Consider the following 26412-nt stretch of genomic DNA (forward strand, 5'->3'; position numbering starts at 1 on the left):
CCGGCCCCGGGTCAGCGGAGCCAGTCGGCCAGGTCCCAGCCGGTGCGCTCCGCGACCCGCGGCACGTCGTCGGCGAACAGGGCCAGGGCTGCGGCACGCTCCTCGGCGGTGGGGCCGCCGGTGCGGCCGTGCACGTCCGGGCGCACGTGGTGGCGGGGCACCCCGGTGACCACCCCCGTCGCGACGCCGAGGAAGGCGCACACCCGGTCCGCCGTACCGGCCGGGTCGTCGCGCAGATCCCGGTAGCGCAGCAGCAGCACCTGCTCCCGGGGGAACAGCGTGTCCAGGTGCGCGAGCTGCTCCCCGTAGCGGCCCTGGGCGGCGTAGTGCCAGAAGTGCGCCCAGCCGGCGTCGATGCGGCGCTGCTCGTCGCGCAGCGCCGTCAGGAAATCGGCCTCCGGTTCCAGGCCCGCGCCGCGCAGGTGCGCCCAGTTCGAGTGGGCCCGCTCCACCGGGTCGCGCAGCACCGCGACCAGCCGGGCGCGGGGCAGCAGCCGGGCGATCCGGTCCTGCGCGACGGTGTCGTAGAGGTAGAACACCGTCGACTCGCCGCAGCGCGCACCGGGCGGGGCGGCGTCGAACAGCGCCTCGTAGTCGGCATGCCGCCACACGTGCTCACCCCAGGTCGGGACGTCGCCGGGGCCGCCGCCGGAGGTGGGCGGCGGACCGTCGGTGAGGAAGAACTTCGGTTCCTTCGGCTCGGACAGGAACAGCTCCGGATGGCCGGCCAGCGCACGGTGCAGCGCGGAGGTGCCGCACTTCGGCGCGCCGAGCAGCAGGAAGTCGGGCAGCCGACCCACTCAGACCGTCCCGGCGACGGGCACCGGCGCACCGAGCAGCTCGGTGCGCAGCTCGTGCGCCCCGTCGGCGCGGGTGACCTCGTAGAACAGCCGCCAGCCGCCACCGGGGGCGGCCACCACCGACAGGTAGCGCAGTCCGCCCGCCCCGTGCGGGGAGGCGGCGACCGGGCCGTCGCCGTCCGCGGTGAACTCACCCGGCGCACCGGTGCCGCCGAGGGCCAGCCCGGTGCGCTCCTCCCAGTTCTCCGCCGCGGTGGCGCGCCCGTCGTAGGTCGCGGCCCAGCGGCCGTCGACCCGGAACACCGCGGAGATCCGGACGCCGCGGGCGTCCCAGCGGTCCGGACGCGGGCGCAGCGCGGTGCCCGCGTGGCTCCAGGCCAGCCCGTCGGGCGAGGTGTAGTGCTCGGTGGTCATCCGGTCCTCGTGGCCGGGCAGCTCGAGCGGGTGCACCGAGGCCCACAGGTGCCAGGTGCCGCCCTCGCGCACGACCACCGGGTCCTTCACCGCGTGCCGGTCGTCACCGGGCAGCACGGTGCGCCGGGGCGCGGTGGGCAGCTCCTCGACGGTGCCGGCCTCCAGCACGTCGACCCACCAGTGCTTGGAGTCCGGTGTGGCGCAGGAGACGTAGAGCCGCCACCGGCCCTGCTCGGTGCGCACCAGCGCGGGCCGTTCGAGCGACTCGGAGCCGAAGCGGTCCTTGGTGACCTCGGCGACCGGGGTGACGGCGACGCCGTCGGCCGACCGCGCCAGCACCACCGCGAGGCCGCGGCCCTCGCCGAGCGGGGCCCGCAGCCGGTAGGCGAGCACGTAGCCCCCGTCGCCGTCAGGGACGGCCGACGGGGCGCCCGCCCAGTGCCCGGCGCCGTCCCCGGGCGGTGCGACGGCGACGGCGGCGCCGTCCAGACGTGGCAGTGGCAGCGGGGTGCTCATGCGGTCTCCCGGGTCGTGACGTCGCGCGGTCCGGCCAGACCACGGCCGATGAGATGGTCGACCAGCAGCGTCACCGAGTCGGCGACCGGCTGGGTGTGGGCGGGCAGCACCAGGTCCGGCGACGGCGGCACCTCGTACGGGTCGTCGACGCCGGTCAGGCCGCTGATCTCCCCGGCCCGCTGCCGGGCGTAGAGCCCCTTCACGTCGCGCGAGGCGGCCACCTCGACCGGGGTGCTGACGTGCACCTCCAGGTAGGCGGTGCCGTTGGCGGCGTGGGCGCGCCGGACGTCGTCGCGGACGTCGGCGTACGGCGCGATCGCCGAGACCAGCACGAGCACGCCGTTGCGGGCGAGCAGCTCGGCGACCCAGCCGATCCGACGGATGTTGATCGCCCGGTCCTCCCGGCTGTAGCCGCGGGCAGCGGCCAGGTGCGGGCGGACGGCGTCGCCGTCGAGGACCTCGACCCGCAGGCCGCGGGCCCGCAGGACCGGCTCGCAGGCGTGGGCGATGGTCGACTTCCCGGCGCTGGGCAGGCCGGTGAGCCAGACGGTGGCGCCCGGGGCGGGCAGGACGTCCGTGGGGGGCATCGCGCAGGTCTCCGCGGGAGGCGCCCGGCGGCGGAGGCGTTCCGGGGCCGGGTGGCGGGTCGCGCGTCGCGGCGGTGACGGCCGGCCCACGCGGGAGCGGCCGCCCGGGCCACGGACGCGCGAACGGTCCCCCCGATCGTGGCCGCTCCGACCGCTGCGCCGCAACCGCCGGACGGCGGCGCGCCCGGCCACCGTGAGCTTCGTCGCGGCGGTGCGGTCCGGGTGGTTCGTCCGATGTAGGTTCTCCGATCGTGCCGACCGCCCCGCCGCGGCCGGTCGCGCCCACCCGGCGGGACCCGGTCCGGTGGCCCGGTCTCCCCGGTCACGCCCCCGGAGCACCTGCTCCCGCCCGGCGTCACCCCCGCGGGGCGCCGTACCCGGTGCCCGGCACATCCCCCGCTGCACCGCCGCACCGGCACCCGGACGCGACCCGTCCCGGGGCCGGAGCCGAGAGGAAGTCCGATGCGCCTGCCACGCGCACTGTCCCTGCTGGTCCCCGTCGCCGTGCTCGCCGTGCTGGCGGCCGGCTGCTCCGCCCCCGGTGAGTCCTCGTCCGGTGGTGGTGAGAGCGGGTCGCGGACCGTCCGGATCGGCGTCTCCGACGGCGCCGAGCCCTACTGGAAGGTCTTCACCGACAAGGCCGCCGCCCAGGGGATCACCGTCGAGCTGACCAACTTCACCGACTACAACCAGCCGAACCCGGCTCTGGCCCAGGGCCAGCTGGACCTCAACCAGTTCCAGCACCTGCAGTACCTGGCGAACTACAACGTCCAGAACAACGACACGCTGGTACCGGTCGGTGCGACCGCGGTGTACCCGCTGCCGCTGTACTCCACGAAGCACACCGACCTGGCGCAGATCCCGCAGGGCGGGCAGGTCGTCATCCCGAACGACGCGGTGAACCAGGCCCGGGCGCTGACCGTCCTGCAGTCCGCCGGTCTGCTCAGGCTGACCGACGGGGGCACCACCACCTCCACCCCCGCCGACATCGACCGCGCCGCCTCGAAGGTCACCGTCACCCCGGTCGACGCGGCCCAGACCGCGGCGAACCTGGCGAGCGCCGACGCCGCGATCGTCAACAACAACTACGCGCAGTCGGCCAACCTGACCCAGGACCAGGTCCTCTACCAGGAGGACCCGGACTCGGAGAAGGCCAAGCCCTACATCAACCTGTTCGTCGCCCGGGCCGACCAGGCCGACGACCCGGTGTACGCGACGCTGGTCCGGATCTACCACGACCCGGAGGTCCTCGCCGCCGCCCGCCGCGACCTCGGCGACGGCGGTGTGTTCCGCGACAACTCCGCGGAGGACCTTCGCCAGACCCTGGCCGGCATCGAGCAGCAGCTGCGGGCACGCTGATGGCGGAGCCGGTGATCTCGTTCTCGGGCGCGACCCGCACGTTCCCGGCCCGCCGCGGCCCGGGGGTCACCGCCGTCGACGACGTGGACCTCGACATCGCCGAGGGCGGGATCACCGGCGTGATCGGCTGGTCGGGGGCGGGAAAGTCCACGCTCGTCCGGATGATCAACGCACTGGAGCTGCCGACGTCGGGCACCGTCACGGTGCGCGGGCGGGTCACCTCCGAGCTGTCCGAACGGGGCCTGCGCGAGCTGCGCGGCGAGGTCGGGATGATCTTCCAGCAGTTCGCGCTGATGAACTCGCGCACGGTCGCCGGCAACGTCGGCTACCCGCTCGCCGTCGCCGGCCGCTCGCGGGAGGAGCGCCGGGCCCGCGTCGCGGAGCTGCTGGAGTTCGTCGGGCTCGCCGAGCTGGCCGGGCGCTACCCGGCGCGGCTGTCCGGTGGACAGAAGCAGCGGGTCGGCATCGCCAGGGCGCTCGCCACGTCGCCGTCGATCCTGCTCGCCGACGAGGCGACGAGCGCGCTGGACCCGGAGACGACCCGGGAGGTGCTGGCCCTGCTGCGCCGGGTCAACCGCGAGCTGGGCACCACGGTCGTCGTGATCACCCACGAGATGGAGGTCGTCGCCGACGTGTGCGACCGGGTCGTGGTCATGGAGGAGGGCAGGGTCATCGAGGACGGCGAGGTGTACGACGTGTTCGCCGCGCCGTCGCACCCGGCGACGCGCCGCTTCGTGCACGGCGTCCTGCAGGACGTGCCGTCGCCGGAGACGCTCGCCCGGCTGCGCGAGCGCCACCCCGGCCGGCTGGTGACCGTCGGCGTCGGCGGGCCCGGCTCGGCCGCCGCCGACGCCCAGGACGCGATCGCGCGGGTCCCGGCCGCGCACGGGGTCCGCGCGACCGTGGTGCACGGCGGCATCCGCGAGCTGTCCGGTCGCCCCGTCGGCAGCCTCACCCTGGCCCTGACCGGCGACGACGACGCCGTCGACGCCTGTGTCGACGAGCTCTCGCGCATCACCCGGGTCACCCCGGACGCCGTCACCACCCAGGACGAGGAGTCCGCATGAAGGCCGACTGGGAGACCCTGAGCCCGGTGCTGTGGCTGTCGGTGCTCCAGACCGCCTACATGGTGTTCTGGACGATGCTGCTGGCCGGGCTGCTCGGGCTGCTGCTCGGCGTCGCCCTGCACACCACCCGTCCCGGCGGCCTGTACGCGCACCGCGCCGTGTTCGGCGTGCTGAACGTGCTGGTCAACATCGTGCGGCCGATCCCGTTCATCATCTTCATCACCGCCGTGGGCCCGCTGACCCTGCTCGTGATGGGCACGACGATCGGCACCCGCTCGGTGCTGTTCCCCATGGTCGCGATGGCGACGTTCTTCATCGGCCGCATCGTCGAGCAGAACCTGGTGTCGGTGGACCCGGCCGTCGTCGAGGCGGCGCGGGCGATGGGCGCGAGCCGGTTCCGGATCGTGTGGAGCGTGCTCGTGCCCGAGGCGCTGGCACCGCTGGTGCTCGGCTACACGTTCGTGTTCGTCGCGGTCGTCGACATGTCGGCGATGGCCGGTTACGTCGGCGGCGGCGGGCTGGGCGACTTCGCGATCACCTACGGCTACCAGCAGTTCGACTGGCCGGTGACGCTGCTGACGGTGGCGATCATCGTGGTCGTCGTGCAGTGCGCGCAGCTGCTCGGGAACACCCTGGCCCGGAGGGTGTTGCACCGGTAGGAGCCACGTCGGGAGGACACGCATGCCACGCAAGCAGATCCACCTCGCCGCCCACTTCCCGGGCGTCAACAACACCACGGTCTGGAGCGACCCGGCGTCCGGCAGCCACATCGAGTTCGAGTCGTTCGCGCACTTCGCGCGGACGGCCGAACGGGCGAGGTTCGACTTCCTGTTCCTCGCCGAGGGCCTGCGCCTGCGCGAGCACCGCGGCGAGATCTACGACCTCGACGTGATGGGCCGCCCGGACACCTTCACGATCCTGAACGCCCTGGCGGCGGTCACCGACCGGCTCGGCCTCGCCGGCACGATCAACTCCACCTTCACCGAGCCCTACGACGTCGCCCGCCAGTTCGCGTCGCTGGACCACCTGTCCGGCGGCCGGGCCGCCTGGAACGTGGTGACCTCGTGGGACGCGTTCACCGGTGAGAACTTCCGCCGCGGCGGCTTCCTGCCGAAGGAGAAGCGCTACTCCCGGGCGAAGGAGCAGCTGGCCGCGACCGCCGCGATCTGGGACTCGCGCACCGGCGCAGGCGACCGCGGCGAGTTCGCGTACACCTCCGACCAGTTCGACGTGCACGGCCGGTTCTCGCTGCCGCGCAGCCCGCAGGGCCGCCCGGTGATCCTGCAGGCCGGGGATTCCGAGGAGGGGCGCGAGTTCGCCGCCGCGTCGGCCGACGCGATCTTCTCCCGGCACGCCGAGCCCGAGGCCGGACGGGCGTTCCTCGCCGACGTGAAGGGCCGCCTCGCCCGCTACGGCCGGGCCTGGGACGACCTCAAGATCCTGCCCGCCGCGACGTACGTGCTGGGTGACACCGACGCCGAGGCCGCCGAGCGCGCCGAGGTGATCCGCTCCCAGCAGGTCAGCCCGCAGACCGCGATCGTGTTCGCCGAGCAGCTGTGGAACACCGACCTGTCCGACCGCGACCCGGACGGCCCGCTGCCCGAGTTCGACCCGGTCGAGGGCGAGCTGGTGTCGAAGGGGCGCGCCAGCGTGCGCCAGTACCGGGACCCGAAGGCCGTCGCCGACCAGTGGCGCGCCCTCGCCGCGGAGAAGGGCCTCTCGCTGCGGGAGACGGTGATCGAGGTGACCGGGCGGCACACCTTCGTCGGGAGCCCCCGAACGGTCGCCGACGCGATCGACGACGCCGTGCAGTCCGACGCCGCGGACGGCTACGTGCTCGTCCCGCACGTCACCCCGGGCGGGCTCGACGAGTTCGCCGACACGGTCGTGCCGCTGCTGCAGGAGCGCGGGTCGTTCCGCACCGACTACACCGGGACGACGCTGCGCGAGCACCTCGGGCTCCCGGCCGTCCGCTCGACGACCGACCCGACCGAGGCGGCGACGGCGGCTCCGACCGCGGGCTGACGGTGCCGCCGACGGTGCCGTCGTGCTCGACGGCGGCTCCGGCAGTCGACGCGGCCGACGGCGCCGGATCCGATCGGGCCGCGGCGGGCCCGGCGCTCAGGGGCGCTCGTCGTCGCGGCCCTCGGCCTGCTCCCGGGCGACGTTCTCCCGGTGCGCCCGGACCGCGATCCAGGCCATCACCACCGGGATGCCGAGCAGCAGCCCGAACGACAGCAGCCCGGCGATCCAGTCGCCCGGCACGAGGACCAGCACGATCACGGTGATCGCGACGGCCTGCAGGATCCGGTCGGCACGGCCGCCCGCGGCACGCGATGGCCGGTGCGGTGCGGTCAGCTCGGTGTCGAGCCGCGGGTCGGAACGGCGCAGCTCCTGCTCGAGGGCGGAGAGGCGGAGCTCCTCGTCGCGGTCCAGGGGTCGCGCAGACGGGTGCGGATCGGGATCGCCGGTCCCACCGCCGGGCGACGACGGCGGCAGGGGCGGGGGTGTGACGGACATCGTGACCTCCTCGGTGCCACCGACCGGGTTCCCGCTCCCGGCCACAGCCATCCGGGATGTGCTGAAGATGTCACCGATCCTACCGAAACGGACATACTCCCGCCGCTGCACGCGGCAGGCCCCGGCGGCAGGATCGGCCGCATGGAACGCTGGACCGATCTCGTCGAACGCCACGACCCCGCCGGAGTCCTCGACCGGCTCGACGGACGGCCCGCCCACGAGATCGCCGACGCGCTGGCCCGGATGCAACCGGTCGACGCGGGATGGGTGTTCCGGCTGCTCGACAAGGACCGCGCGCTCGACGTGTTCGAGGAGCTCGACCCGGTCGACCAGCAGGAGCTGCTGGCCGGGCTGCGCGACGACGCGGTGACCGCCCTGGTCGAGGACATGGATCCCGACGACCGCGCACGGATGCTCGGCGAGGCCCCGGCGAAGGTCGCGACCCGGGTGCTCGCCGGGCTCTCGGCCTCGGAGCGGGAGATGACCGCGGCGCTGCTGGGCTACCCCGACGGCTCGGTCGGGCGGGTGATGACCCCGGAGACCGTCGCCGTACCGCTGCACAGCAGCGTGACCGAGGCGCTGGCCGTCGTGCGGCGCAAGGGCGCCCGGGCCGAGACCGTCTACACCCTCGCCGTCACCGACGCCGGGCGCCGGGTGATCGGCACCGTCTCGCTGCGCGACCTGGTGCTGGCCCGCCCGGACGACGCCGTCGCCGACCTCGTCGACGACGGCGCCCCACGGGTGCGGGCCACCGACACCGCCGAGGACGCCGCACGGCTGATGGGTGAGGCGAACCTGCTCGACCTGCTGGTCGTCGACTCCGAGGACCGGCTGCTGGGCCTGCTCACCATCGACGACGCCGTCGAGATCCTGGAGCGCGCCGATACCGAGGACACCGCCCGCCAGTCCGGTGCGGCCCCGTGGTCGGGCCACTACATGTACGTGCGGGTCACGAAGCTGGCGCGCACCCGCGCGGTGTGGCTGGCGGTGCTGCTGCTCGCCGCGGTGCTCACGGTCAACGTGCTCCAGATCTTCGAGGACGCCCTGGAGCAGGTCACCGCACTGGCCCTGTTCATCCCGCTGCTCGTGGGCACCGGCGGCAACGCCGGTGCCCAGTCCGCGTCGGCGGCGGTCCGGGCGATCGCCGTCGGGGAGGTGCGGCTGGCCGACCTGCCCGCCGTCGTCTGGCGGGAGCTGCGGGTCGGGCTGCTGCTGGGCACCCTGCTCGGCGCGCTCGGCCTGCTCGTCGCGTCGCTGCTGGTCGGGGTCCAGGTCGCCGTCGTGGTGGCGGTGACCCTGGTGGCGATCTGCGGCTGGGCGGCGACGGTCGGAGCGACGATGCCTCTGCTGGCCCGCCGGGTCGGGATCGACCCGGCGGTGGTGTCCGCTCCCCTGGTCACGACCCTCGTCGACGCGACCGGGCTGCTGATCTACTTCTCGGTCGCCCGGCTGGTGCTGGGGCTCTGACCCGCGCGCACGGTGTCGTCGCCGTGCCCGGTGTCGTCGCCGTGCCCGGTGGCGTCGCCGTGGCCGGTGGCGTCGCCGTGGCCGGTGGCGTCGCCGTGACCGGCGGCCCCGCCGTCGTCGGAGCCGGTGCCCCCGGAGCCGGTGCCGGCAGCACCGGAGGGGGCGTCACCGGCCGCGGCGGCGCGGCGGCGCGAGACCACCAGGCTCGCGACGGCGGCGACGGCGATCGTCCCGGTGATGACCAGCAGCGACAGCCAGATCGGCACCTCGGGCACCGGCACCGGCTGCCCGCCGTTGATGAACGGCACGTTGTTCTCGTGCAGCGCGTGCAGGGTGAGCTTGACGCCGATGAACGCGAGGATCACCGAGAGGCCGTGCGCCAGGTAGATCAGGCGCTCCAGCAGGCCGCCGATCAGGAAGTACAGCTGGCGCAGGCCGAGCAGGGCGAAGGCGTTCGCGGTGAACACCAGGAACGGCTCCTGGGTGAGGCCGAAGATCGCCGGGATCGAGTCGAACGCGAACAGCAGGTCGGTCAGCCCGATCGCGACGATGACCAGCGCCATCGGGGTGAGGAGCCGCTTGCCGTCGATGCGGGTGACGAGCTTCGCGCCGTCGTACTCGGTGGAGGTGGGCAGCACCCTGCGGACCAGGCGGATGAGCCTCGAGTCACCGGCGTCGGCCTGCTCGTGGTCGTCGGAGGACAGCGCCTCGCGGATCTGGGACCAGGCGAGCCAGAACAGGATGATCGCGAACAGGTAGAACACCGCGACGAACTGCTCGATGATCACCGCACCGACCGCGATGAACGCACCGCGCATGACGATCGCTATCGCGATGCCGATCAGCAGCACCTTCTGCTGGTGCACCTTCGGCACCGCGAAGCTGGTCATGATCAGCAGGAAGACGAACAGGTTGTCGACCGAGAGGGCCTTCTCGGTCAGCCAGCCGGCCATGTACTCGCCGCCGTACTGCCAGCCCGAGAAGACACCGACACCGACACCGAACAGCAGGGCGATCGCGATGTAGCCGGCCGACCAGATCGCCGACTCGCGCAGCGTGGGCTCGTGCGGGTCACGGGCGTGCCCGACGAAGTCGAACACGAGCATGCCGATGACGACGGCGACCGTCGCCAGCCACACCCAGAGGGGAACGTTCATTGCGGGATCCTCCAGCGCAGATAGGGGCGCTGAAGGTCTCCTCCGCCCGCCGCGGTGACCGCGATGGACCGGCGCCACCGGGACCAGCTCGTCCTGGTTCCGTATTGACGGCGACGCCGTGTTCGGGAGTACTCCCCTTCGACCGGGCAAACGCTAGGGCATGGCTCTGGGTTCCGACAACGGGGGGGGTACGCGAGCCTCATCACATCTGTCCGTTTCCGCCGTCGAACGCGCGGTCCCCGCCGACGGCCCGGAACCGGCCCCGGAGCCGGCCCGGGGCTCTCAGCCCGCGGCGAGCCGGACGGTCGCGACCTCGCGGGCCGGCTGCACCGGACGGGGGGCGGCGGGCAGCCTGCGGACGGCGGCGCGGGCCGTCGCGGAGGTGGCCGCCCGCGCGGCGGTCGGGCGGGCCGGGAGGGCCCCGGACCCTGCCACGGCCGGACGGGTCACGACGGGCAGCGGCCCGGTGCCCGACACCCGCGGCGCCGGGACGGTCGCGGCGGCGACGTGCGCGGGCCGCACCGGCTCCTCGGGCAGGACCGGCGGCACCGGCGTCGCCGGGCCCACCGCCACGGCGGGCAGCGGCCGGGACGGAGCGGGCTCGTCGCGGAACGGCGTCGGGACCGGCGACGGCCGGGTGTGCCCGCTCCCCCGCTCCAGCCGCTCACAGCGCTCCCGGCCCCGGCCCGCGACCCGTGCGGCCAGCCGCAGCGCGGTGCGCGGCGCCTCCAGGTAGCCGACCAGCGCCCGGTACACCCAGCCCGGCGCGGACAGCGTGCGGCCGCGGGCCAGGTCGTCGAGCGAGCGGCGCACGACGTCGCAGGGGTCGAGCCACAGCGGGCCCTGCGGGTCGTCGTCGGTCCGGATCCGGCCCGCGGCGACCGCGGTCACGGTCACCCCGGTGCCGTGCAGCGACGCCGCGACGGTGTCGCTGAACGCCAGCACCCAGGACTTCGACGCGCCGTAGGCGTTGCCCCCCGAGGGCAGGTACCCGGCGACGCTCGCGATGTTGAGGACCCCTCCGTGGCCGCGGGCGGTCATCGCCGGGACCGCCGCGCGGGTGAGGCGCATCAGGGCCGTCACGTTGAGGTCGATCTCGCCGGCGAGCACCTCGACCGGCGCCTCGGCGAACACCGCGTCGGTCTCGACGCCCGCGTTGTTGACCAGCACGTCGACCGGCAGGTCCCGGTCGGTGATCCGGCGCTCGACGGCCGCCAGCCCCGCCGGGTCGGTGAGGTCGGCGGGCAGCGTCTCCACGATCGCGCCGGTGGCCCGGCCGACGGACTCGGCGACCTCGGCGAGGCGGGCGGCGTCGCGCGCCACGAGGACGACGGAGTACCCGCGCTCGGCGAGCTCGCGGGCGTAGACGGCGCCGAGCCCTCGGCTCGCTCCGGTCACCAGTGCAGTCGGCATGTCCGGGACGCTAGGACCCGGACGCTGTGGTGCCCCTGAGAAGGTCACGGCCCGCTGAGAGCCCGCTGAGACCCCTCCGGGACCACCGGGACCGGTGACCCCGGGCCCGCCGCGTCGTTCCACATCGCAACGCCATCTGGACTAACGTGCGCCCCCATCCGCAGCAACCGCGGGTACCGGTCGAGACGAGGAGGTCCCTGTGGCAGGCAAGTTCGAGGTGTACGAGGACCGGGGCGGAAAGTTCCGGTTCCGGCTCAAGGCGAGCAACGGACAGGTCGTCGCGGTCGGCGAGGCCTACGAGACGAAGGCGGCGGCGCACAAGGGCTGCGAGGCGGTGCAGCGCGCCGCGGACGGCGCCACCGTCGCCGAGGTCGACGCCTGACCGACCACCGACTCCCCGGAGACGACCGCACCCCTCGTCGGACGCGCCGCGCCCGACGAGGGGTGCGGTCCCCGCGTTGCCCCGCAGCGGCTCCGACGGGTTGTGGGGGCCGCGGCCCGGGGTTACGGTGATCGTCCGGCTCCGATACGTACCGTGTCCAGGGAGCCGATCCGAGATCCGTTCAACACGCAGCGGACCCCGCACTGCCATCGGCGATTGCGAGGGACCATGCACAGTCCCACACTTCCCACCCGGCCCGCGGAGCGCACCCGCGACGGCCGCCACGGCTACGACGACCTCATCCCCGACCTGCACCAGCTGGCGGCCACCCCGGACGGTGCACCCGGCCGGGCGGCGTTGCGCGACCACGTCATCACCGAGTTCCGTCCCCTGGTGCGCAACCTGTCCCGGCGCTTCGCCGCTCCCGGCCGGGGCGCCGAGGACATCGAGCAGGCCGGCATGCTCGGCCTGGTCAAGGCGGTCGACCGGTACGACCCGGGGTCGGCGACCGGGGGCCCGCTGGGCTACCTGGTGCCGAGCATCCGCGGCGAGATGAAGCGTCACCTGCGCGACCACTCGTGGTCGGTGCGGGTACCGCGCGACCTCAAGGAGTTGGCCGTCGCGGTCGGCCGGATCGCCGACGAGATGGGCCAGCGCCTCGGGCGCCCGCCGCGGCCGTCGGAGATCGCCGAGCAGGCCGGCGTGTCGGTCGACGAGGTCGTCGACGCGCTCGGCGCGCTGGAGTCGCACCACGCCAGGTCCCTCGACGCCCCCGTCGGCGACGGCGACGGCCCCGGTCAGACCCTGCCGCTCGTCGAGCGGTTGGGCGGAGAGGACCCGGCGCTGGACCTGGCGGCCCACGGCCCGGGCATGCGGGCGGCGCTGGCCGAGCTGCCCGAGCGCGAGCGCCGCATCCTGGTGCTGCGCTTCTACGGCGACCGGACCCAGTCCCAGATCGCCGCCGACCTGGGCATCTCCCAGATGCACGTGTCCCGGCTGCTGTCCCGCACGCTGTCGCGGCTGCGCGAGCGGCTCACCGGCGACTGACCCGTGCGGGCCTCCCCGGCGGGGGCCTCCCCGCGACCTCCCGGTGTCAGCCGGGCAGGGTCTCACCACCGACCGGGGCGAGCACCTCCCCGGTGTAGTACGAGGACAGCCGCGGCGCGGCGAAGAACACGAAGGACGGGGCGATCTCGTCCGGGGACGCGGGCCGCCCCATCGGGGTCTGCTCCCCGAAGCCCTCGACCTTCTCCTCCGGCATGGTCGCCGGGATCAGCGGGGTCCACACCGGGCCGGGTGCGACGCAGTTGACCCGGATGCCGCGCGGGGTCAGCGACTGGGCGAGCGAGGACGTCAGCGACTGCACCGCGCCCTTGGTGGCGGAGTAGTCGATGAGGCTCTTGTTGCCGCGCAACCCGTTGATCGACCCGGTGTTGACGATCGCGCCGCCGTCGGGCAGGTGCGCGAGGGCCGCCTTGGTCACGCGGAAGTAGCTGTGGATGTTCACCTCGAAGGTGCGCAGCCAGGCATCGTCGTCGATGTCGGTGAGATCGTCGACGGGGTCCTGGGTGGCGATGTTGTTGACCACGGTGTCCAGGCGGCCGAGCTCGTCGACGGTGCGGCGCACGACCTCGGCGCAGTGCCCGGCGTCGCCGAGGTCACCGGGCAGGGTCAGGCAGCGGCGGCCCTCGTCGCGAACGAGCCGCGCGGTGTGCTCGGCGTCGGTGTCCTCGTCGAGATGGGCCAGGGCGACGTCGGCGCCCTCCTTGGCGAAGGCGACGCAGACGGCGCGCCCGATGCCGGAGTCGCCGCCGGTGACCAGTGCGACGGTGCCGGCGAGCAGGTCACGGCCCCGGTAGCCGCGCATCTCGTCGCGGGGCTCGGGGGTCATCGCCGCGGTGTCACCGGGCGGGGTCTGCTGCTGAGCGGGCGGGCTGTCGGGCACGGGGGCTCCTCACGGTCGTCCCGCGTCGGTGCGACGGCGGGCGGGAGACCGACGGGCACGACCGAGGGGGTCGACGGCCGCGCCCGACGACCGGACCGCGGCTACCCGTGGCTCCGGCAGCGAAACGGTGCGCGTGTGCCGGACGGCGGGCGGGGTAGTCCGGTCCGCGTGCGGCCGGCACGGTCGCCACGACAAGGAGAGGAGACCCCGATGGACGCGCAGCGGGCACGGTCCCTGCTGACCGAGGAGCTGGACCGGCTGGAGGGCGGTACGGTCGCGACCGAGCGGCCGGCCCCGGGCCAGGACCGCGTCGGCGACGGTCTCGACTTCGGCGACGAGGGCGCTCGGGCCTACGAGACGATGGCCCACGACCTGGACGAGAACACCCGCCGCGCCCGCACACGGCGGGTGCGCGCGGCGCTGACCCGCCTCGACAAGGGCGAGTACGGCCGCTGCGACGTGTGCGGCGGACGGATCGACGACGAGCGGCTCGAGGTGCGCCCCGACACCGACCGCTGTCGCGAGCACCCCGAGGACGACGCGCAGATGCCCGGCCCGGTCGAGGGCTGACCCGGACCGACGCCGACGGGGCCGGCCCTCCCACCTGGGAGGACGGCCCCGTCCGTCGTACGTGGGGAGCTCAGGCGGTCGCACCCTCCGGGTGCACCGGGTGCCTGCCCTCGGCGAACTCCTCGACCAGCTTCGCGCAGAACGCGTCGAGGTCGTCGGGGTTGCGGCTGGTGACCAGCCCCTCGTCGGTCACGACCTGCTCGTCGACGACGGTCGCGCCGGCATTGCGCAGGTCGGTCCGGATGCTCGGGAACGAGGTGAGGGTGCGGCCCTTCACGACGTCGGCCTCGACCAGCGTCCACGGCCCGTGGCAGATCGCGCCGACCGGCTTGCCCGCCGTGAAGAACGCCTTCACGAACGCCACCGCGGTGGCGTCGGCCCGGAGGTTGTCCGGGTTCACGGTGCCGCCGGGCAGCACCAGGGCGTCGTAGTCGTCGGCGGACACGTCCGCGACGGCACGGTCGACGTCGAGCTTTTCGTCCGGGTTGATGTCGGCCGACATCGACTGGATCGGGTCCGTGGACAGCGAGACCACCTCGACCCGCGCGCCGGCCTTGCGCAGCTCGTCGCGGGGCTGGACCAGCTCGACCTTCTCGACGCCGTCCGTGGCCAGGATCGCGACGGTCCGGCCCTGCAGTTCGTTCGCCACCGTGGGTTCCTCCTCGGTCTCGTGCTCGTGCGGTGTCCCGTCCCGCCTTCCCGCTGTGGGCGCGGTCAATCGCGCACGAGGGACCGGCATCTGTCGCCGTCCTCCCCGCCGGGCTAAGCTGCCTGGGTAGCTCAGCGATACCCAGGGGGCGGGATGGACGCACGGACGGCGGCGGCGTCCCAGGTGTGCTCGGTGGCCCGCACCGCGGCGCTGCTGGCCGACCCCTGGACGGTGCTGCTGGTGCGCGACCTCGGCCGCGGGATCACCCGCTTCGACCAGCTGGCGCGCGGCCTGGGTGTCGCGCGCACCGTGCAGAGCCGGCGCCTGTCCGAGCTGGTCGACGACGGCGTCGTCGAACGGGTGGACTACCGCGAACCCGGGGCGCGGACCCGTGCCGAGTACCGCCTGACCCGGCGCGGCCGCGATCTGGGCGTCGTCCTGGCCGCACTCATGGACTTCGGTGACCGGCACCTCGCCGGCGACGCCGGACCTCCCGTGGTCCGCGTGCACACCGGCTGCGGCGCCCCGGTGCGCCTGGTGAGCGTGTGCGGTGCCGGACACCGTCTGGGCCGTACCGACGAGGTCCACCTCGAACCGGGGCCCGGAGCCCCCGACACCGACACCGACACCGACACCGACACCGACACCGACACCGACCAGGAGCCACGATGACCTCCGCAGCAGGGCCCGCCACCGGGCCGGCCGCCACGCGCCGCCGCGAGCACGAGTGGACCGACCCGATGGCGCTCGCCGCCGCCGCGTCCGGTCTGGACGGACTGGAGTACCTGCGCCGGATCGTCGACGGCCGTCTCCCCGGCGCGCCCGTCGCGAGTCTCGTCGGCTTCCGCGCCGTCTCCGCCGAGCACGGGCGCGTCGCGTTCGCCTTCGAACCCGGCGAGCACCAGTACAACCCGATCGGCTCGGTGCACGGCGGGGTGTACGCCACGCTGCTCGACTCCGCCTGCGGGTGCGCGGTGCACTCCACGCTCCCCGCCGGGACCGGCTACACCAGCCTGGACCTGTCGGTGCGCTTCCTGCGCCGGATCACCGTCGACACCGGCACCGTGACGTGCACCGGCCACGTCGTGCAGGCCGGGCGCCGCACCGCGCTGGCCCGGGCCGAGCTGACCGACGCCCGGGGGAGGCTGCTGGGCGAGGCCACGTCGAGCTGCCTGATCCTGCCCGGGGACTGAGCTGATCCCGCCCGCGGGACTGAGCTGCCCCCGCCCGGGGGGCCGAGCTGACCCTGCCCGGGGGCCGGGCTGATCGTGCCCGGGGGCGAGCCCGGCTCAGCGCGGGACGATCGGGCCCTGGGTCGGCGCGACGCCGGAGCGTTCGGCGCGCTGCGCGGCCTCGACGCAGGTCGCGGCGCGGACCGCGCCCGCCGCGTCCGGGCCGGTGGCGTAGCGCGCGGGCCCGGGGAGCTCGGGGGTGAGGGCGCGCGCGTCGTCGGTGACGGCGGCGAAGCCCTGGCGCCCCCACACCCACACGGCGCGGTCCCCGGCGCCGCGCACCGTGCCGGTGATCGGCGCCGAGACGAACGTGAGGTCCCCGTCGGTCGCGGTGAACCGGGCCGCGCCGGGCACCGCACCGGCCGGGAGCGCACCGGAGAGGGCGTCGAGGAGGGTCCCCTGCGCGGGGGTGCACGAGCGCAGCGCGGCGGCCGGGTCGTCGACGGCGAGCCGGGCGAACTCGGTGGCCGGGTCGATCTCGCGGGACGCGCGCGCCTCCCCCGGTGCGACGAGCGTCCCGACACCGACGACGACGGCGGCCAGCACGCCGGCGCCCACCAGCAGGACGCCCGCGCACCAGGCGACGGTCCGCAGGACCATCGGCCGCGATCCGCTCATGACCACAATCTATCCGCGCACCGGGACATCGGCCCCGCGAAACATGATCGGTTACCGAGCGGTGACACCGGCCGGGTCGTTCACCGCCCCGATCGGGTCGGCGCAGTTCCCTTCCCCATTCGCGCGGGGTAATGCGCGGAATGCGACCACCGAACCATTCTGTGACGATCGGTGCACGTTCTCCTACCGAGCGTGGTCGGCGTGGTCGTGGTCGGCGTGGTCGTGGTCGGCGTGGTCGTGGTCGTGCCCGGCCGGGCGGGCGGCGAGGTCGGCGGCCCGGGTGAGCACCTCCGCCCCGTCGAGACGGCCCGCGGCGACGAGCGCGTCCTCACAGGCGGCGAGCCAGCAACCGTAGTAGGGGGCGGCGGGATCGGCGGCGATCCGCGCGACCAGCCGGTCGCGGAACCCGTCCCAGGTGAACACCCCCGCCTCGGCGAGCGCGACGGCCAGCCCGAACGCGCGCCCCTCCCAGGGCGCGGCGAACACCAGCTCCCCGTTGCTGCGCGGCGGGGCCGCGGGACCCGTGGTGTCGAGCACCGGCCCGCTCACGACGGCCCGGCCACGTCGGCGACCCCGACCATCGCGTCCCGCCCGACCAGCCCGGCGAGCTGCTCGACGGTGAACCCGTCGGTGCCGGCGGGTCGGCGCGGCAGCACGAGGTAGCGGACCTCGGCCGAGGAGTCCCACACCTCGATCCGGCGCTCCGGGGGCACGTCGAGCCCCATCTCGGCGAGCACGGTGCGCGGCTCGCGCACGACCCGGGCCCGGTAGGCGGGGTCCTTGTACCAGCTCGGGGGCAGGCCGAGGACCGGCCACGGATAGCAGGAGCACAGCGTGCAGACCACGACGTGGTGCACCTGGTCGGTCTGCTCCAGCACCACCATGTGCTCGCCCTGCGGTCCGCTGAACCCGAGCGCGGCGATCGCCGCCGTGCCGTCGCGCAGCAGCCACTCCCGGTACTCCGGGTCGGTCCAGGCGCGGGCGACGACCGTCGCCCCGTTCAGGGGACCGACGTCGCGTTCGTAGGTGCGCACGAACCCGTCGACGACGGCCGGGTCCACCAGCCCCCGTTCGACCAGCAGCTCCTCCAGCGCCGCGGTGCGCAGCGCCGGACCGGGATCGTCGTCGGTCATCGTGGCTCCAGGTAGGACTCGAACAGGTCGGCGTGCACGATCACGTCCGGGTGCGCGCCGGGGCCCCACACGTCGGGGGCGGCGAAGGCCACGGTGTACACGTGCTCGGGGTGCTCCCCGGCGAACACCGCGTGGGTGTCGGGCAGCACGTGCGCGGGCCGGACCGCGGTCACGGCACCGGGCGCTCCGCGCAGATAGCGGGGCAGCTTGCACGGTCCCCGCCCGACCGGCCCCGCCGACGGCGCGGGCGGCGCGACGTCCGGGGGCTCCCGGCGGGCGCGGACCGGGTCGCCGGGGGCGAAGCGCGGCGCGGCGTCGACGGTGCGCAGCGACCCGGGCGCGGTGGGTGCGTAGTCGGGCTTCGCCAGGGGCGGGTCGGCCGGCTCGGGCACGTCCTCGCCGCGGGTGTGCCGGGCACGGGCCTCCACCGCGCCGGGAGCCAGCACGCCCGAGTCGACCAGCATCAGCTCGGCGGCATGCAGCCAGCGGCCGTAGTAACCGTCGTCGAGGTAGCGGGTGCGGTCCAACCGGGACAGCGCGTGCCGGAACGCGTCCAGGTTGCGTCCGGAGATCCGGCCCATGGTCAGCGCGGTCAGTGCAAACGCCCGCCCCTCCCATGCCCGGGCGAACGGCGGCTCGGGCTCGACGTCGCCCGGGGCGACGACCCGGCCCCAGCCCGTCGTCCCGCCCAGGTCGGCCGGGTCGTCAGGGTCGACGGACCCGTCCACTCAGGACCCCAGGGCCAGGACGTTGCAGACGTCGCCGCGGCCGCCGGTCGAGGTCAGGCCGCGCTGGGAGCGGATCCGCTCGGCGAGGAACGCCGCGTCGGCGCCCACCCCGGAGAACCGTCCGGACCCCCAGGTCCACTGCCAGGGCAGACCGAGGAAGAACAACCCGGGAACGCTCGTCACGCCGCGGCTGTGCACCGGCGAGCCGCGGCCGGTGAACACACCGAGGTCGACCCAGGAGAAGTCCTGCCGGAACCCGATGCACCAGACCACCGAGGTGATCCCGGTGTCGGCCAGCGCCAGCTCGGTGATCTCGCGCTCCGGGCGCCACACCGGGGTGTAGCGCTCCTCGACCGGGGCGTCGATCCCCTTGTCGGCGATCCAGCCGTCGATGGTGTCCTTGATGGACTCGCTGACCTCGTCGGCGTGGTCCAGGGAGGACTCCAGGTCGGGGGCGAAGGTGAGCCGCCCCGCGGCGTGGTCGGTGAGCGCGCCGTAGAGCCGCATGCCCTCGGTGGCGAAGCGGCGCAGGTCGATGTCGCGACCGCCGTCGCGGCCGGTCACGTAGTGGTTGGCCTGCGCGCGCACGGCCTCGCGACGCGGGTGCCGGGTGACCGGCATCCGGTAGTAGCCCATCTCGTCGAGCCAGTCGGTGACGTCGCGGCCCCGGTAGAAGCGGGCCACCCGCGGCGCGTGCCCGACGACGAGGTGCACCGTCCGTCCCTCCAGGTGCAGGTCCTCGGCGATCTGGGCGCCGGACTGCCCGGACCCGACCACCAGCACCTCCCCCGGCGGCAGCTGCCCGGGGTTGCGGTAGTCCTGGGACCCGATCTGCGTGATGCCGGCCGGCAGCGGCTCGGACAGCGGCGGGGTGAGCGGTGTGTGGTACCCGCCGGTGGCGACGACGACCTGGTCCGCGGTGCACCTCCCGGCGGAGGTCTCGACGACGAAGGTCCCCCGCTCGTCCTGGTGCACGCGTCTCACCTCGACGCCCTCGATCAGCGGCGGGTCGACGAACGCCCGGTAGGCCTCCAGGTAGTCGACGATCTCGCTGCGGACCATGAACCCGTGCGGGTCCGGCCCGGCGTAGGGGAAGTCCGGCAGGTCGCACTGCCAGTTCGGCGTGACCAGGCTGAACGTGTCCCAGCGGTGCCGCTTCCAGGACGAGGCGACGACGTCGCGTTCGAGGACGAGGTGGTCGATGCCGCGCACGTCCAGGCACCGGCTCATCGACAGACCCGCCTGCCCGCCGCCGACGACGACGACCGTCCGGTGCTCACCGTCCAGCTCGGCGGGCGGGGGACGCCGGTCCTCGCGTCGGATCATCGCGGTCATGGGGCCTCCTCGTGGGTGGTCGGGGAACGGACCCACCGTCGACCCGTCGCATTACCGAATCGTGTCGTTCGGACGACGGGAGTATTGCCCCGTGTTACGCAACACGACGGTCACACAGGGCCGATCCGGAATTGTTGTCGTAGTCCGCTCTCAACGTTCCGGCAACAGAACACTGGTGTCGTAGTGATCGCCGGAAACGGTGGGACCCGATCCCATCGCATTCTCCCTCTCCGGCGCTCCCACGCACACGTTTCCCGGCGTGGATCCGTCACACCACGAGGAGCATCCCCATGACCAGCGCCGAGCTGTCCGACGTCGAGAAGAAGAGCCTCGAGGAGATCCCGCACCCCTCGCTGCCCGAGGGTTCAAGCATCTACGGCGGGACGAAGGTCTTCCCCGACCTGCAGGCCGAGGACGGCGAGACCTACTTCACCCTGGTGCACGGCATCGCCCACGAGTCCTCGGTCAGCTTCGTGGCCGTGCTGCAGGCGACCCGTGCCCTGCGCAAGGGCTTCGAGTCGGCCATGTACTTCTACGGCCCCGGCTCGCTGAACTGCCTGGCCACCCGCGGCTTCCCGACCACCGGCACGTCCGCGTTCCCCGGCGAGCACAACATCAACGACCAGCTCAAGACCTTCATCGGCGAGGGCGGCAAGGTCTACTGCTGTCGCTTCGGGCTGTCGCTGCACGGTGCCCGCGAGGAGGACCTGATCGAGGGCGTCATCCCGACGCACCCGCTCGACGTCCAGGACGCCCTCATCTACTACGCCCGCAAGGGCGCGATCATCAACTCGACCTACCAGCTCTGAGGAGACGGCGGGACGCCGTCGCGTACCGGATCCCGCACCGAGATGCAGCACAGGGCGCCCCGTCGCCCGCCACGCCCGCCGTGGGCTGCGTCTCGGTGCGGCCGGGCGCACCGGTCGCCCCGCCGCACCCGGCCCGTCGCATCCGGCCCGTCGCACCCGGCCGTCGCATCCACGGAGGTCCGCCGCATGTCCGCACCGTCCCGTACCGAGCCCGGTCTGCGGGCCCGCGCCGAGCTCGCCGTCCGCGGCGTGGGGCTCGACCCCGACACCGACTCCGACACCGGTTCCGGCACCGGCGCTGACACCGGCACCCGGCCGGACCGACCCTCCGGCGTGACCGACCTCGGCTCGGTCATCCCGCTGCGCCGCCCCGGCGGGGCGGGACCGTCCGCGGACGGGCACGTGCTCGTCGACGGGCTGGCGACCACGGTCCCGATCGTCGCCGACTCCCCGTACCGGCTGCGGGACGGACGGCTGCTGCGCCGCGAGCCCGGCGGCGGCGTGACCGACATGGGCGTCGCCGTCGACACCGTCGCCCGGCCGGCGTTCTACGACCTCACCACCGCCGACGGCGTGTCCTACGAGAAGATCGCCCGCCTGCACGGCAACGACGTGCTCGCCTCGACGGTGGTGCAGACCTGCGTGCGCTACGGCGAGGCCGACCGCTGCCGGTTCTGCGCGATCGAGCAGTCCCTGGCCTCCGGCGCGACGACGGCGGTGAAGACCCCCGACCAGCTCGCCGAGGTCGCCGAGGCCGCGGTCCGCCTGGACGGGGTGCGTCAGATGGTGCTGACCACCGGCACCTCGAACGGCCGCGACCGCGGCGCCCGACACCTGCTGCGCTGCGTGCGCGCGATCCGCGAGCGCGTCCCCGCGCTGCCGATCCAGGTCCAGTGCGAGCCGCCCGCCCCCGACGACCTCGGCGTGGTCGCCGAGCTGGCCGCCGCGGGTGCCGACGCGATCGGCATCCACGTCGAGTCCCTCGACGACGACGTCCGCCGCCGCTGGATGCCCGGCAAGGCCACGGTTCCGCTGTCCCAGTACTGGGCGGCCTGGGACGAGGCCGTGCGGGTGTTCGGCCCGAACTCGGTGTCGACCTACCTGATCGTCGGTCTCGGTGAGGACCCCGACGAGCTCGTCGCCGGCGCGGCGGAGCTGGTCGCGGCCGGGGTGTACCCGTTCGTCGTCCCCTACCGGCCGCTGCCCGGCACCCTCGCGTTCGCCGACGGGGTGCCCGCACCCGCCCCGGACCTGCTCGCCGACGTCACCGAGCGGGTCGCCGCGGTGCTCCGCGCCGCCGGGATGCGCGGCGCCGACCAGGCCGCGGGCTGTGCGGCCTGCGGGGCGTGCAGCGCCCTGTCGGCGGCGGGGGGCTGAGCGTGAGCACCACCGACCCGCGCCCCCGCTTCGTGACCGGGAAACCCCGGCACCTGACCCCGGCACCGCGCTGGATCGCCGACGAGCTGCTCGGCGGCCGCCCGACCGGCGCGGGCGACCCACCCGCGATCACGATCCGTGAGGCCCGCGCCGACGATGCGCGCGACCCCGGCGTCGCCGCGTACCGGGCGCTGCGCCGCGCGGTGTTCTGCGTCGAGCAGGGCCTGTTCCCCGACCGACCCACCGCCGACCTCGACGACCACGACGCCGACGGCCGCGTCGTCGTCCTGCTCGCCCACGACGCCGACGGGACCCTGCTCGGCGGGGTACGCCTCGGCCCGGCCAGGGCGGCCCACCCCGACATCGGGTGGTGGACCGGCAGCAGGCTGGTGGTGGCCCCCGCCGCACGCCGCCGCGCCGGTGTCGGGGTCGGCGCCGCGCTGGTCCGCGCCGCGTGCGCGCGCGCCGAGGCCGCGGGTGCCCTGCGCTTCGACGCCGACGTGCAGGCCGCGGGCGCGGTCCTGTTCGAGCGGCTCGGCTGGACCCGGGTGCGCGACAGCGTGGTCGCCGGGGCCCCGCACGTCACGATGCGGTGGCCGGTGACCCGCGTCCAGGATCTCGTCGTCGCCACCAAGGCCCCGTTGGGGGCGCTGGTCGGCGGGCTCGGCCCGGCCGGGTTCGTCGGCGACGACGGCGCCCCCGTCCCGGGCAGCGACCTGATCGCCTGCTGCGACGCGATCGTGCCCGCCATGGTCGAGCGCGACCCGGAATGGGCGGGCTGGGCCGGGGTGCTGGTCAACGTCAACGACCTCGCGGCGATGGGCGCCGCCCCCGTCGGACTGCTCGACGCCGTCGGCGCCCGGGACGCCTCCTTCGCCCACCGCGTGCTGAGCGGCGTGCGCGACGCGGCCGCCGCCTACGGCGTCCCGCTGCTCGGCGGGCACACCCAGCTCGACGTGCCCGCGTCGCTGTCGCTGACCGCGCTCGGGCGCACCGACCGGCCCGTCCCCGCCGGTGGCGGGCGAGCCGGGCACCGGGTGCGGCTCACCACCGACCTCGGCGGCGGCTGGCGACCCGGCTACGCCGGACGCCAGTGGGACTCGACCACCTCCCGCACCCGCGCTGAGCTCGCCGCGACCGTCGGCGCCATCGGCCCGGACGCACCGCACCGCCCGGCCGCCGCGAAGGACGTGTCGATGGCCGGGCTCGCCGGAACCCTCGGCATGCTCGCCGAGGCCTCCGGGGTCGGCGCCGTGCTCGACGTCGCCGCCGTCCCCCGCCCCGACGGTGCCACCGCGGGCGACTGGTTCACCTGCTTCCCCGGGTTCGGTCTGCTCACCGCGGACGACCCCGGCGCCCCCGCCCCCGACGCCGGTCCCGCGGTCTCCGCCGAGTGCGGCGAGCTCGTCCCCGGTGCCGGGGTCCGGCTGCGCTGGCCGGACGGCGAGGAGACCGAGGCCGTCGCCGCGGGCGTCACCGGCATGGGCCGCGCCGGCACCCCCGCCCCCCACCCTGAGGAGACCCGATGACGCCCACGACCTTCGGTGCCGCCGCGCAGGGCTTCGTCCGTGACCTCGACGAGGACTTCGACCGGATCGCCGCCACGATCGCCCGCGCCCGCGCGGCCGGGGTGCAGGTGCTCGCGCTGCCCGAGGCCGCGATGGGCGGCTACCTGTCGTCGCTGCACGACGTGCCCGGCACCCCGGCCGACCGGCCCCCGCAGCTGGACCCGGACGGACCGGAGATCCGGCGGCTTGCCGCGCTGGCCGGGGACATGGTCGTCGCGGCCGGGTACTGCGAGATCGGGGACGACGCGTCCGGCGGGCTGCCCTACAACTCCTGCGTCGCCGTCACCGGTGACGGGGTGCTCGGCCGGCACCGCAAGGTGCACCAGCCGATCAACGAGAACTCCAGCTACGCCGCCGGTGACCGGTTCGCCGCGTTCGACACGCCGTACGGCCGCACCGGCATGATGATCTGCTACGACAAGGCGTTCCCCGAGGCGGCCCGCGCGCTGGCCGACGACGGCGCCCGGACCGTGCTGTGCCTGTCGGCGTGGCCGGCGTCGCGGACCAACCGGGCCCCGGTGCTCGCCGACGACCGGTGGGCCCGCCGCTTCGACCTGCACGACCGCTCCCGGGCGCTGGAGAACCAGATCGTCTGGGTCTCGGCGAACCAGGCCGGTACCTTCGGCGACATGCAGCTGGTGGCGAGCGCGAAGATCGTCGACCCGGGAGGCGAGGTGCTGGCGACGACCGGCAGCGAGGCCGGTCTGGCCGTCGCGACCGTCGACGTCGACCAGTCCGTGGACGCCGCCCGCCGCGTGATGGGGCACCTGCGTGACCGCCGTCCGGCGGCCTACGGACCGGGTCCGGTCCGCGCGGGGGTGTGAGGTGCGTGTCGCCGCGGCGGCCGCGAACTTCACCCGGGACGTCGCGTTCGACCTGGAGCGGATCGGCGTGATCGTCGCGCACGCCCGGGAGCAGGGCGTGAGCGTGCTGGTGCTGCCCGACGGCGCGCTCGGCGGCTACGTGCACGACCTGCGCAGCCCCGACCCGGCCGACGACGCGGTGCTGCCGCCCGAGCTCGACCCGGACGGCCCCGAGGTGCGCGCGGTCGCCGCGCTCGCCAGGGAGATGGTGGTGTGCGTCGGGTTCTGCGAGGCCGGACCCGAGCCGGGGGTCCGCTGGAACTCCGCGGTCTGCCTGACCGGCGACGGCGTGCTCGGCAGGCACCGGAAGGTGCACCAGCCCGCGGGTGTGGCCGGGCTGTTCGCCGCCGGGGACGGGTTCACCGCGTTCGACACCCCCGCCGGCCGGATGGGGATGCTCATCGACCACGACAAGACCTTCCCCGAGTCGGCCCGCTCCCTGGCGCTCGACGGCGCGCAGCTGCTGGCCTGCCTGTCGGCCTGGCCGACCTCGCTGACCAACCGGGCTCCCCGGATGGCGCAGGACCGCCAGGCCCGGCTGTTCGACCTGTACGACCAGTCCCGCGCCGCGGAGAACCAGGTGCTGCTGCTCTCGGCGAACCAGAGCGGGCGCAACGGCTCGCTGCACTTCCTGGGCCGGGCGAAGGTCGTCGGGCCGGGCGGGGACATCCTGGCCCGCACCTGGTCCAAGGGCGGGCTCGCCGTCGCCGACGTCGAACCCGCCGAGATGATCGGCTCCGCCCGCGCGGTGCTGCACCACCTCAAGGAACGCCGACCCGACCTCTACCGGGGCTGAGCGGTGCGGATCCGGCTGTCCACCTACTCCACCAAGCCGCGCGGCGGGGTCGTGCACACCCTCGCGCTGGCCGAGGCGCTCGCCGCCGCCGGGCACGACGTCGCGGTGTTCTCACTGGCCCGAGGCGGGGACGCCGGCTTCTTCCGGGCCGTCGACCCCCGCGTCGCGGTGCACCTGGTCGAGGTGCCCGAGATCGACGGCGAGACCGTCGGCGCCCGCATCCTCCGCTCGATCGACCTCCTGGCCGCCGGGTTGGCCGAGGCCCCGCCCGTCGACGTGCGGCACGCCCAGGACTGCCTGTCCGCCAACGCCGAGGGTCGCGCGCACGGCTACGGCTCGCTGCTGCGCACCGTGCACCACCTCGACGAGTTCAGCACCCCCGAGCTGGCCGCCTGCCACGAACGCGCCCTGGTCGGACCGGCGGCGCTGGTGTGCGTCTCCCGGGCCGTCGCCGCCGAGGTGCGCGCCGGCTGGGGCCGGGAGGCGACCGTGATCGGCAACGGCGTCGACGCCGCCCGCTTCGCCCGGGCCGCCGACACCGGCGCCGGCTCGCCGTGGCGGGACCGGTTCGGTCGCTACGTGCTCTCGGTCGGCGGGATCGAGCCGCGCAAGGGCACCGCCGACCTGGTGGAGGCGATGGCGCTGCTCGGCCCGGGGGCCCGCCTGGTGATCGGCGGCGGCGAGACGCTGTTCGACTACCGCGACTACCGGTCCCGGGTGCTCGCCCGGGCCGAGGAGCTGGGCGTCGTCCCGGAGATCCTCGGCCCCGTCGACGACGACGCGCTCCCCGGTCTCATGGCCGGCGCGGCGGCGTTCGCGTTCCCGTCGGCCAAGGAGGGCTTCGGCCTGGCCGCGATGGAGGCACTCGCCGCCGGGGTCCCGCTGGTGACCCGGGACCTGCCGGTGCTGCGCGAGGTCTTCGGCGACGCGGCACGGTTCGCCCACGACCCGGCCGGTTTCGCCGCGGCGCTCGCCGACGCGCTGGCCGCCCCCGACCCGCGGCGCGCGGCCGCCGGGCGGGCACTGGCCGCCGCACACACCTGGTCGGCGGCGGCCGAGCGGCATGCGGACCTCTACCGCGCCCGTCTCGCCACCGTGGGGTGACGA

Annotated in this window: 29 protein-coding genes; 16 read left to right on the plus strand and 13 right to left on the minus strand. The window is 74.8% G+C overall.

Going from position 1 to position 26412, the window contains the following annotated elements; translation table 11 throughout:
• Positions 1 to 11: 11 nt before the first annotated feature.
• The 3 genes from Ae717Ps2_RS17680 to cysC are packed head-to-tail and all read right to left on the minus strand — an operon-like array spanning position 12 to position 2317.
• The gene (locus tag Ae717Ps2_RS17680; RefSeq protein WP_233147607.1) at positions 12 to 800 is read right to left on the minus strand and encodes a sulfotransferase; all 789 of its coding nucleotides are present in this window, start codon (positions 798 to 800) and stop codon (positions 12 to 14) included.
• On the minus strand, positions 801 to 1730 hold the full coding sequence (locus tag Ae717Ps2_RS17685; RefSeq protein WP_075307432.1) for a hypothetical protein: 930 nt from the start codon (positions 1728 to 1730) through the stop codon (positions 801 to 803). It lies immediately after the preceding gene.
• Positions 1727 to 2317, minus strand: a complete 591-nt coding sequence (gene cysC, locus Ae717Ps2_RS17690) for an adenylyl-sulfate kinase (protein WP_020621597.1) — start codon at positions 2315 to 2317, stop codon at positions 1727 to 1729. Before cysC ends, Ae717Ps2_RS17685 begins: the two co-directional genes overlap by 4 nt.
• A 462-nt stretch (positions 2318 to 2779) precedes the next feature.
• Between cysC and Ae717Ps2_RS17695 the strand changes: the two genes are divergently transcribed.
• From Ae717Ps2_RS17695 to Ae717Ps2_RS17710, 4 genes are read left to right on the plus strand one after another with little or no spacing between them, the layout of a single operon-like run.
• Positions 2780 to 3676 (plus strand): MetQ/NlpA family ABC transporter substrate-binding protein, encoded by an 897-nt coding sequence (locus tag Ae717Ps2_RS17695; protein ID WP_020625323.1) that lies wholly within the window; start codon positions 2780 to 2782, stop codon positions 3674 to 3676.
• Entirely contained in the window at positions 3676 to 4743 is a 1068-nt protein-coding gene (locus Ae717Ps2_RS17700) for a methionine ABC transporter ATP-binding protein (protein WP_075307436.1), read from the plus strand. The genes Ae717Ps2_RS17695 and Ae717Ps2_RS17700 overlap by 1 nt, the downstream gene beginning before the upstream one ends.
• Entirely contained in the window at positions 4740 to 5402 is a 663-nt protein-coding gene (locus tag Ae717Ps2_RS17705) for a methionine ABC transporter permease (RefSeq protein ID WP_075333627.1), read from the plus strand. The genes Ae717Ps2_RS17700 and Ae717Ps2_RS17705 overlap by 4 nt, the downstream gene beginning before the upstream one ends.
• A gap of 22 nt (positions 5403 to 5424) precedes the next feature.
• Complete coding sequence (locus tag Ae717Ps2_RS17710) at positions 5425 to 6768, plus strand: NtaA/DmoA family FMN-dependent monooxygenase (RefSeq protein ID WP_075307440.1); 1344 nt, start codon at positions 5425 to 5427, stop codon at positions 6766 to 6768.
• A gap of 96 nt (positions 6769 to 6864) precedes the next feature.
• Here the strand turns inward: Ae717Ps2_RS17710 and Ae717Ps2_RS17715 are convergent, their stop codons facing one another.
• Complete coding sequence (locus Ae717Ps2_RS17715) at positions 6865 to 7263, minus strand: DUF3040 domain-containing protein (RefSeq protein WP_158071510.1); 399 nt, start codon at positions 7261 to 7263, stop codon at positions 6865 to 6867.
• 141 nt (positions 7264 to 7404) lie between these two features.
• Between Ae717Ps2_RS17715 and mgtE the strand changes: the two genes are divergently transcribed.
• The gene (gene mgtE, locus Ae717Ps2_RS17720) at positions 7405 to 8730 is read left to right on the plus strand and encodes a magnesium transporter (protein ID WP_075307442.1); all 1326 of its coding nucleotides are present in this window, start codon (positions 7405 to 7407) and stop codon (positions 8728 to 8730) included.
• Here the strand turns inward: mgtE and Ae717Ps2_RS17725 are convergent.
• Both Ae717Ps2_RS17725 and Ae717Ps2_RS36195 read right to left on the minus strand, forming a co-directional pair.
• Positions 8694 to 9887, minus strand: a complete 1194-nt coding sequence (locus Ae717Ps2_RS17725; protein ID WP_075333628.1) for a TerC family protein — start codon at positions 9885 to 9887, stop codon at positions 8694 to 8696. The two genes, mgtE and Ae717Ps2_RS17725, sit on opposite strands and share 37 nt — an antisense overlap.
• 282 nt (positions 9888 to 10169) lie before the next feature.
• On the minus strand, positions 10170 to 11300 hold the full coding sequence (locus Ae717Ps2_RS36195) for an SDR family oxidoreductase (protein WP_075333629.1): 1131 nt from the start codon (positions 11298 to 11300) through the stop codon (positions 10170 to 10172).
• A gap of 199 nt (positions 11301 to 11499) precedes the next feature.
• Between Ae717Ps2_RS36195 and Ae717Ps2_RS17735 the strand changes: the two genes are divergently transcribed.
• Together Ae717Ps2_RS17735 and Ae717Ps2_RS17740 are read left to right on the plus strand one after the other, a co-directional pair.
• The gene (locus tag Ae717Ps2_RS17735; RefSeq protein ID WP_075307450.1) at positions 11500 to 11682 is read left to right on the plus strand and encodes a DUF1508 domain-containing protein; all 183 of its coding nucleotides are present in this window, start codon (positions 11500 to 11502) and stop codon (positions 11680 to 11682) included.
• 228 nt (positions 11683 to 11910) lie between these two features.
• A complete protein-coding gene (locus tag Ae717Ps2_RS17740; RefSeq protein WP_020622521.1) occupies positions 11911 to 12729 on the plus strand; it encodes a SigB/SigF/SigG family RNA polymerase sigma factor in 819 nt (272 codons plus the stop codon).
• A 46-nt stretch (positions 12730 to 12775) separates the two neighbouring features.
• Here Ae717Ps2_RS17740 and Ae717Ps2_RS17745 read toward each other — a convergent pair whose 3' ends face one another.
• Positions 12776 to 13573: an SDR family oxidoreductase gene (locus Ae717Ps2_RS17745; protein WP_075312080.1), complete on the minus strand. Its 798-nt coding sequence runs from the start codon at positions 13571 to 13573 to the stop codon at positions 12776 to 12778.
• A 264-nt stretch (positions 13574 to 13837) separates the two neighbouring features.
• Here Ae717Ps2_RS17745 and Ae717Ps2_RS17750 point away from each other — a divergent pair, with 264 nt between their 5' ends.
• Positions 13838 to 14197: a TraR/DksA C4-type zinc finger protein gene (locus Ae717Ps2_RS17750; protein WP_020622523.1), complete on the plus strand. Its 360-nt coding sequence runs from the start codon at positions 13838 to 13840 to the stop codon at positions 14195 to 14197.
• 70 nt (positions 14198 to 14267) lie between these two features.
• On the opposite strand, the gene Ae717Ps2_RS17755 is transcribed toward Ae717Ps2_RS17750, so the two are convergent.
• On the minus strand, positions 14268 to 14846 hold the full coding sequence (locus tag Ae717Ps2_RS17755) for a type 1 glutamine amidotransferase domain-containing protein (protein ID WP_020622524.1): 579 nt from the start codon (positions 14844 to 14846) through the stop codon (positions 14268 to 14270).
• A gap of 153 nt (positions 14847 to 14999) precedes the next feature.
• Between Ae717Ps2_RS17755 and Ae717Ps2_RS17760 the strand changes: the two genes are divergently transcribed.
• Positions 15000 to 15518: a helix-turn-helix domain-containing protein gene (locus Ae717Ps2_RS17760; RefSeq protein WP_075329764.1), complete on the plus strand. Its 519-nt coding sequence runs from the start codon at positions 15000 to 15002 to the stop codon at positions 15516 to 15518.
• Positions 15515 to 16039: a PaaI family thioesterase gene (locus tag Ae717Ps2_RS17765; protein ID WP_075307454.1), complete on the plus strand. Its 525-nt coding sequence runs from the start codon at positions 15515 to 15517 to the stop codon at positions 16037 to 16039. Before Ae717Ps2_RS17760 ends, Ae717Ps2_RS17765 begins: the two co-directional genes overlap by 4 nt.
• A gap of 96 nt (positions 16040 to 16135) precedes the next feature.
• Here the strand turns inward: Ae717Ps2_RS17765 and Ae717Ps2_RS17770 are convergent, their stop codons facing one another.
• The 5 genes from Ae717Ps2_RS17770 to Ae717Ps2_RS17790 form a co-directional block, all read right to left on the minus strand.
• Positions 16136 to 16696 carry a hypothetical protein gene (locus Ae717Ps2_RS17770; RefSeq protein ID WP_139318771.1) on the minus strand — a complete coding sequence of 187 codons (561 nt, stop codon included), beginning with the start codon at positions 16694 to 16696 and terminating at the stop codon, positions 16136 to 16138.
• Positions 16697 to 16879: 183 nt separating this feature from the next.
• A complete protein-coding gene (locus Ae717Ps2_RS17775; RefSeq protein ID WP_075307458.1) occupies positions 16880 to 17245 on the minus strand; it encodes a nitrile hydratase accessory protein in 366 nt (121 codons plus the stop codon).
• Positions 17242 to 17829: a nitrile hydratase subunit alpha gene (nthA, locus tag Ae717Ps2_RS17780; RefSeq protein WP_020623510.1), complete on the minus strand. Its 588-nt coding sequence runs from the start codon at positions 17827 to 17829 to the stop codon at positions 17242 to 17244. Before nthA ends, Ae717Ps2_RS17775 begins: the two co-directional genes overlap by 4 nt.
• On the minus strand, positions 17826 to 18557 hold the full coding sequence (locus tag Ae717Ps2_RS17785; protein WP_075307462.1) for an SH3-like domain-containing protein: 732 nt from the start codon (positions 18555 to 18557) through the stop codon (positions 17826 to 17828). Before Ae717Ps2_RS17785 ends, nthA begins: the two co-directional genes overlap by 4 nt.
• Positions 18558 to 19892: an MSMEG_0569 family flavin-dependent oxidoreductase gene (locus tag Ae717Ps2_RS17790; RefSeq protein ID WP_170918290.1), complete on the minus strand. Its 1335-nt coding sequence runs from the start codon at positions 19890 to 19892 to the stop codon at positions 18558 to 18560.
• Positions 19893 to 20182: 290 nt separating this feature from the next.
• On the opposite strand from Ae717Ps2_RS17790, the gene Ae717Ps2_RS17795 reads away from it, so the two are divergent.
• The 6 genes from Ae717Ps2_RS17795 (at position 20183) to Ae717Ps2_RS17820 (ending at position 26409) form a co-directional block, all read left to right on the plus strand.
• Positions 20183 to 20701: an MSMEG_0572/Sll0783 family nitrogen starvation response protein gene (locus tag Ae717Ps2_RS17795; protein ID WP_020623507.1), complete on the plus strand. Its 519-nt coding sequence runs from the start codon at positions 20183 to 20185 to the stop codon at positions 20699 to 20701.
• Between the two features lie 186 nt (positions 20702 to 20887).
• Positions 20888 to 22078, plus strand: a complete 1191-nt coding sequence (locus tag Ae717Ps2_RS17800) for an MSMEG_0568 family radical SAM protein (RefSeq protein WP_083695735.1) — start codon at positions 20888 to 20890, stop codon at positions 22076 to 22078.
• 2 nt (positions 22079 to 22080) lie between these two features.
• On the plus strand, positions 22081 to 23607 hold the full coding sequence (locus tag Ae717Ps2_RS17805; RefSeq protein ID WP_233147608.1) for an MSMEG_0567/sll0787 family protein: 1527 nt from the start codon (positions 22081 to 22083) through the stop codon (positions 23605 to 23607).
• On the plus strand, positions 23604 to 24470 hold the full coding sequence (locus Ae717Ps2_RS17810) for a carbon-nitrogen hydrolase family protein (protein WP_020623658.1): 867 nt from the start codon (positions 23604 to 23606) through the stop codon (positions 24468 to 24470). The genes Ae717Ps2_RS17805 and Ae717Ps2_RS17810 overlap by 4 nt, the downstream gene beginning before the upstream one ends.
• Position 24471: 1 nt before the next feature.
• Positions 24472 to 25305 carry a carbon-nitrogen hydrolase family protein gene (locus Ae717Ps2_RS17815; protein WP_075312088.1) on the plus strand — a complete coding sequence of 278 codons (834 nt, stop codon included), beginning with the start codon at positions 24472 to 24474 and terminating at the stop codon, positions 25303 to 25305.
• 3 nt (positions 25306 to 25308) lie between these two features.
• Positions 25309 to 26409, plus strand: a complete 1101-nt coding sequence (locus tag Ae717Ps2_RS17820; RefSeq protein WP_075307464.1) for an MSMEG_0565 family glycosyltransferase — start codon at positions 25309 to 25311, stop codon at positions 26407 to 26409.
• The last annotated feature ends 3 nt before the right edge of the window (positions 26410 to 26412 follow it).

The organism is Pseudonocardia sp. Ae717_Ps2 (assembly GCF_001932475.1).
In the GTDB taxonomy this organism is placed as follows: Bacteria; Actinomycetota; Actinomycetes; order Mycobacteriales; family Pseudonocardiaceae; genus Pseudonocardia.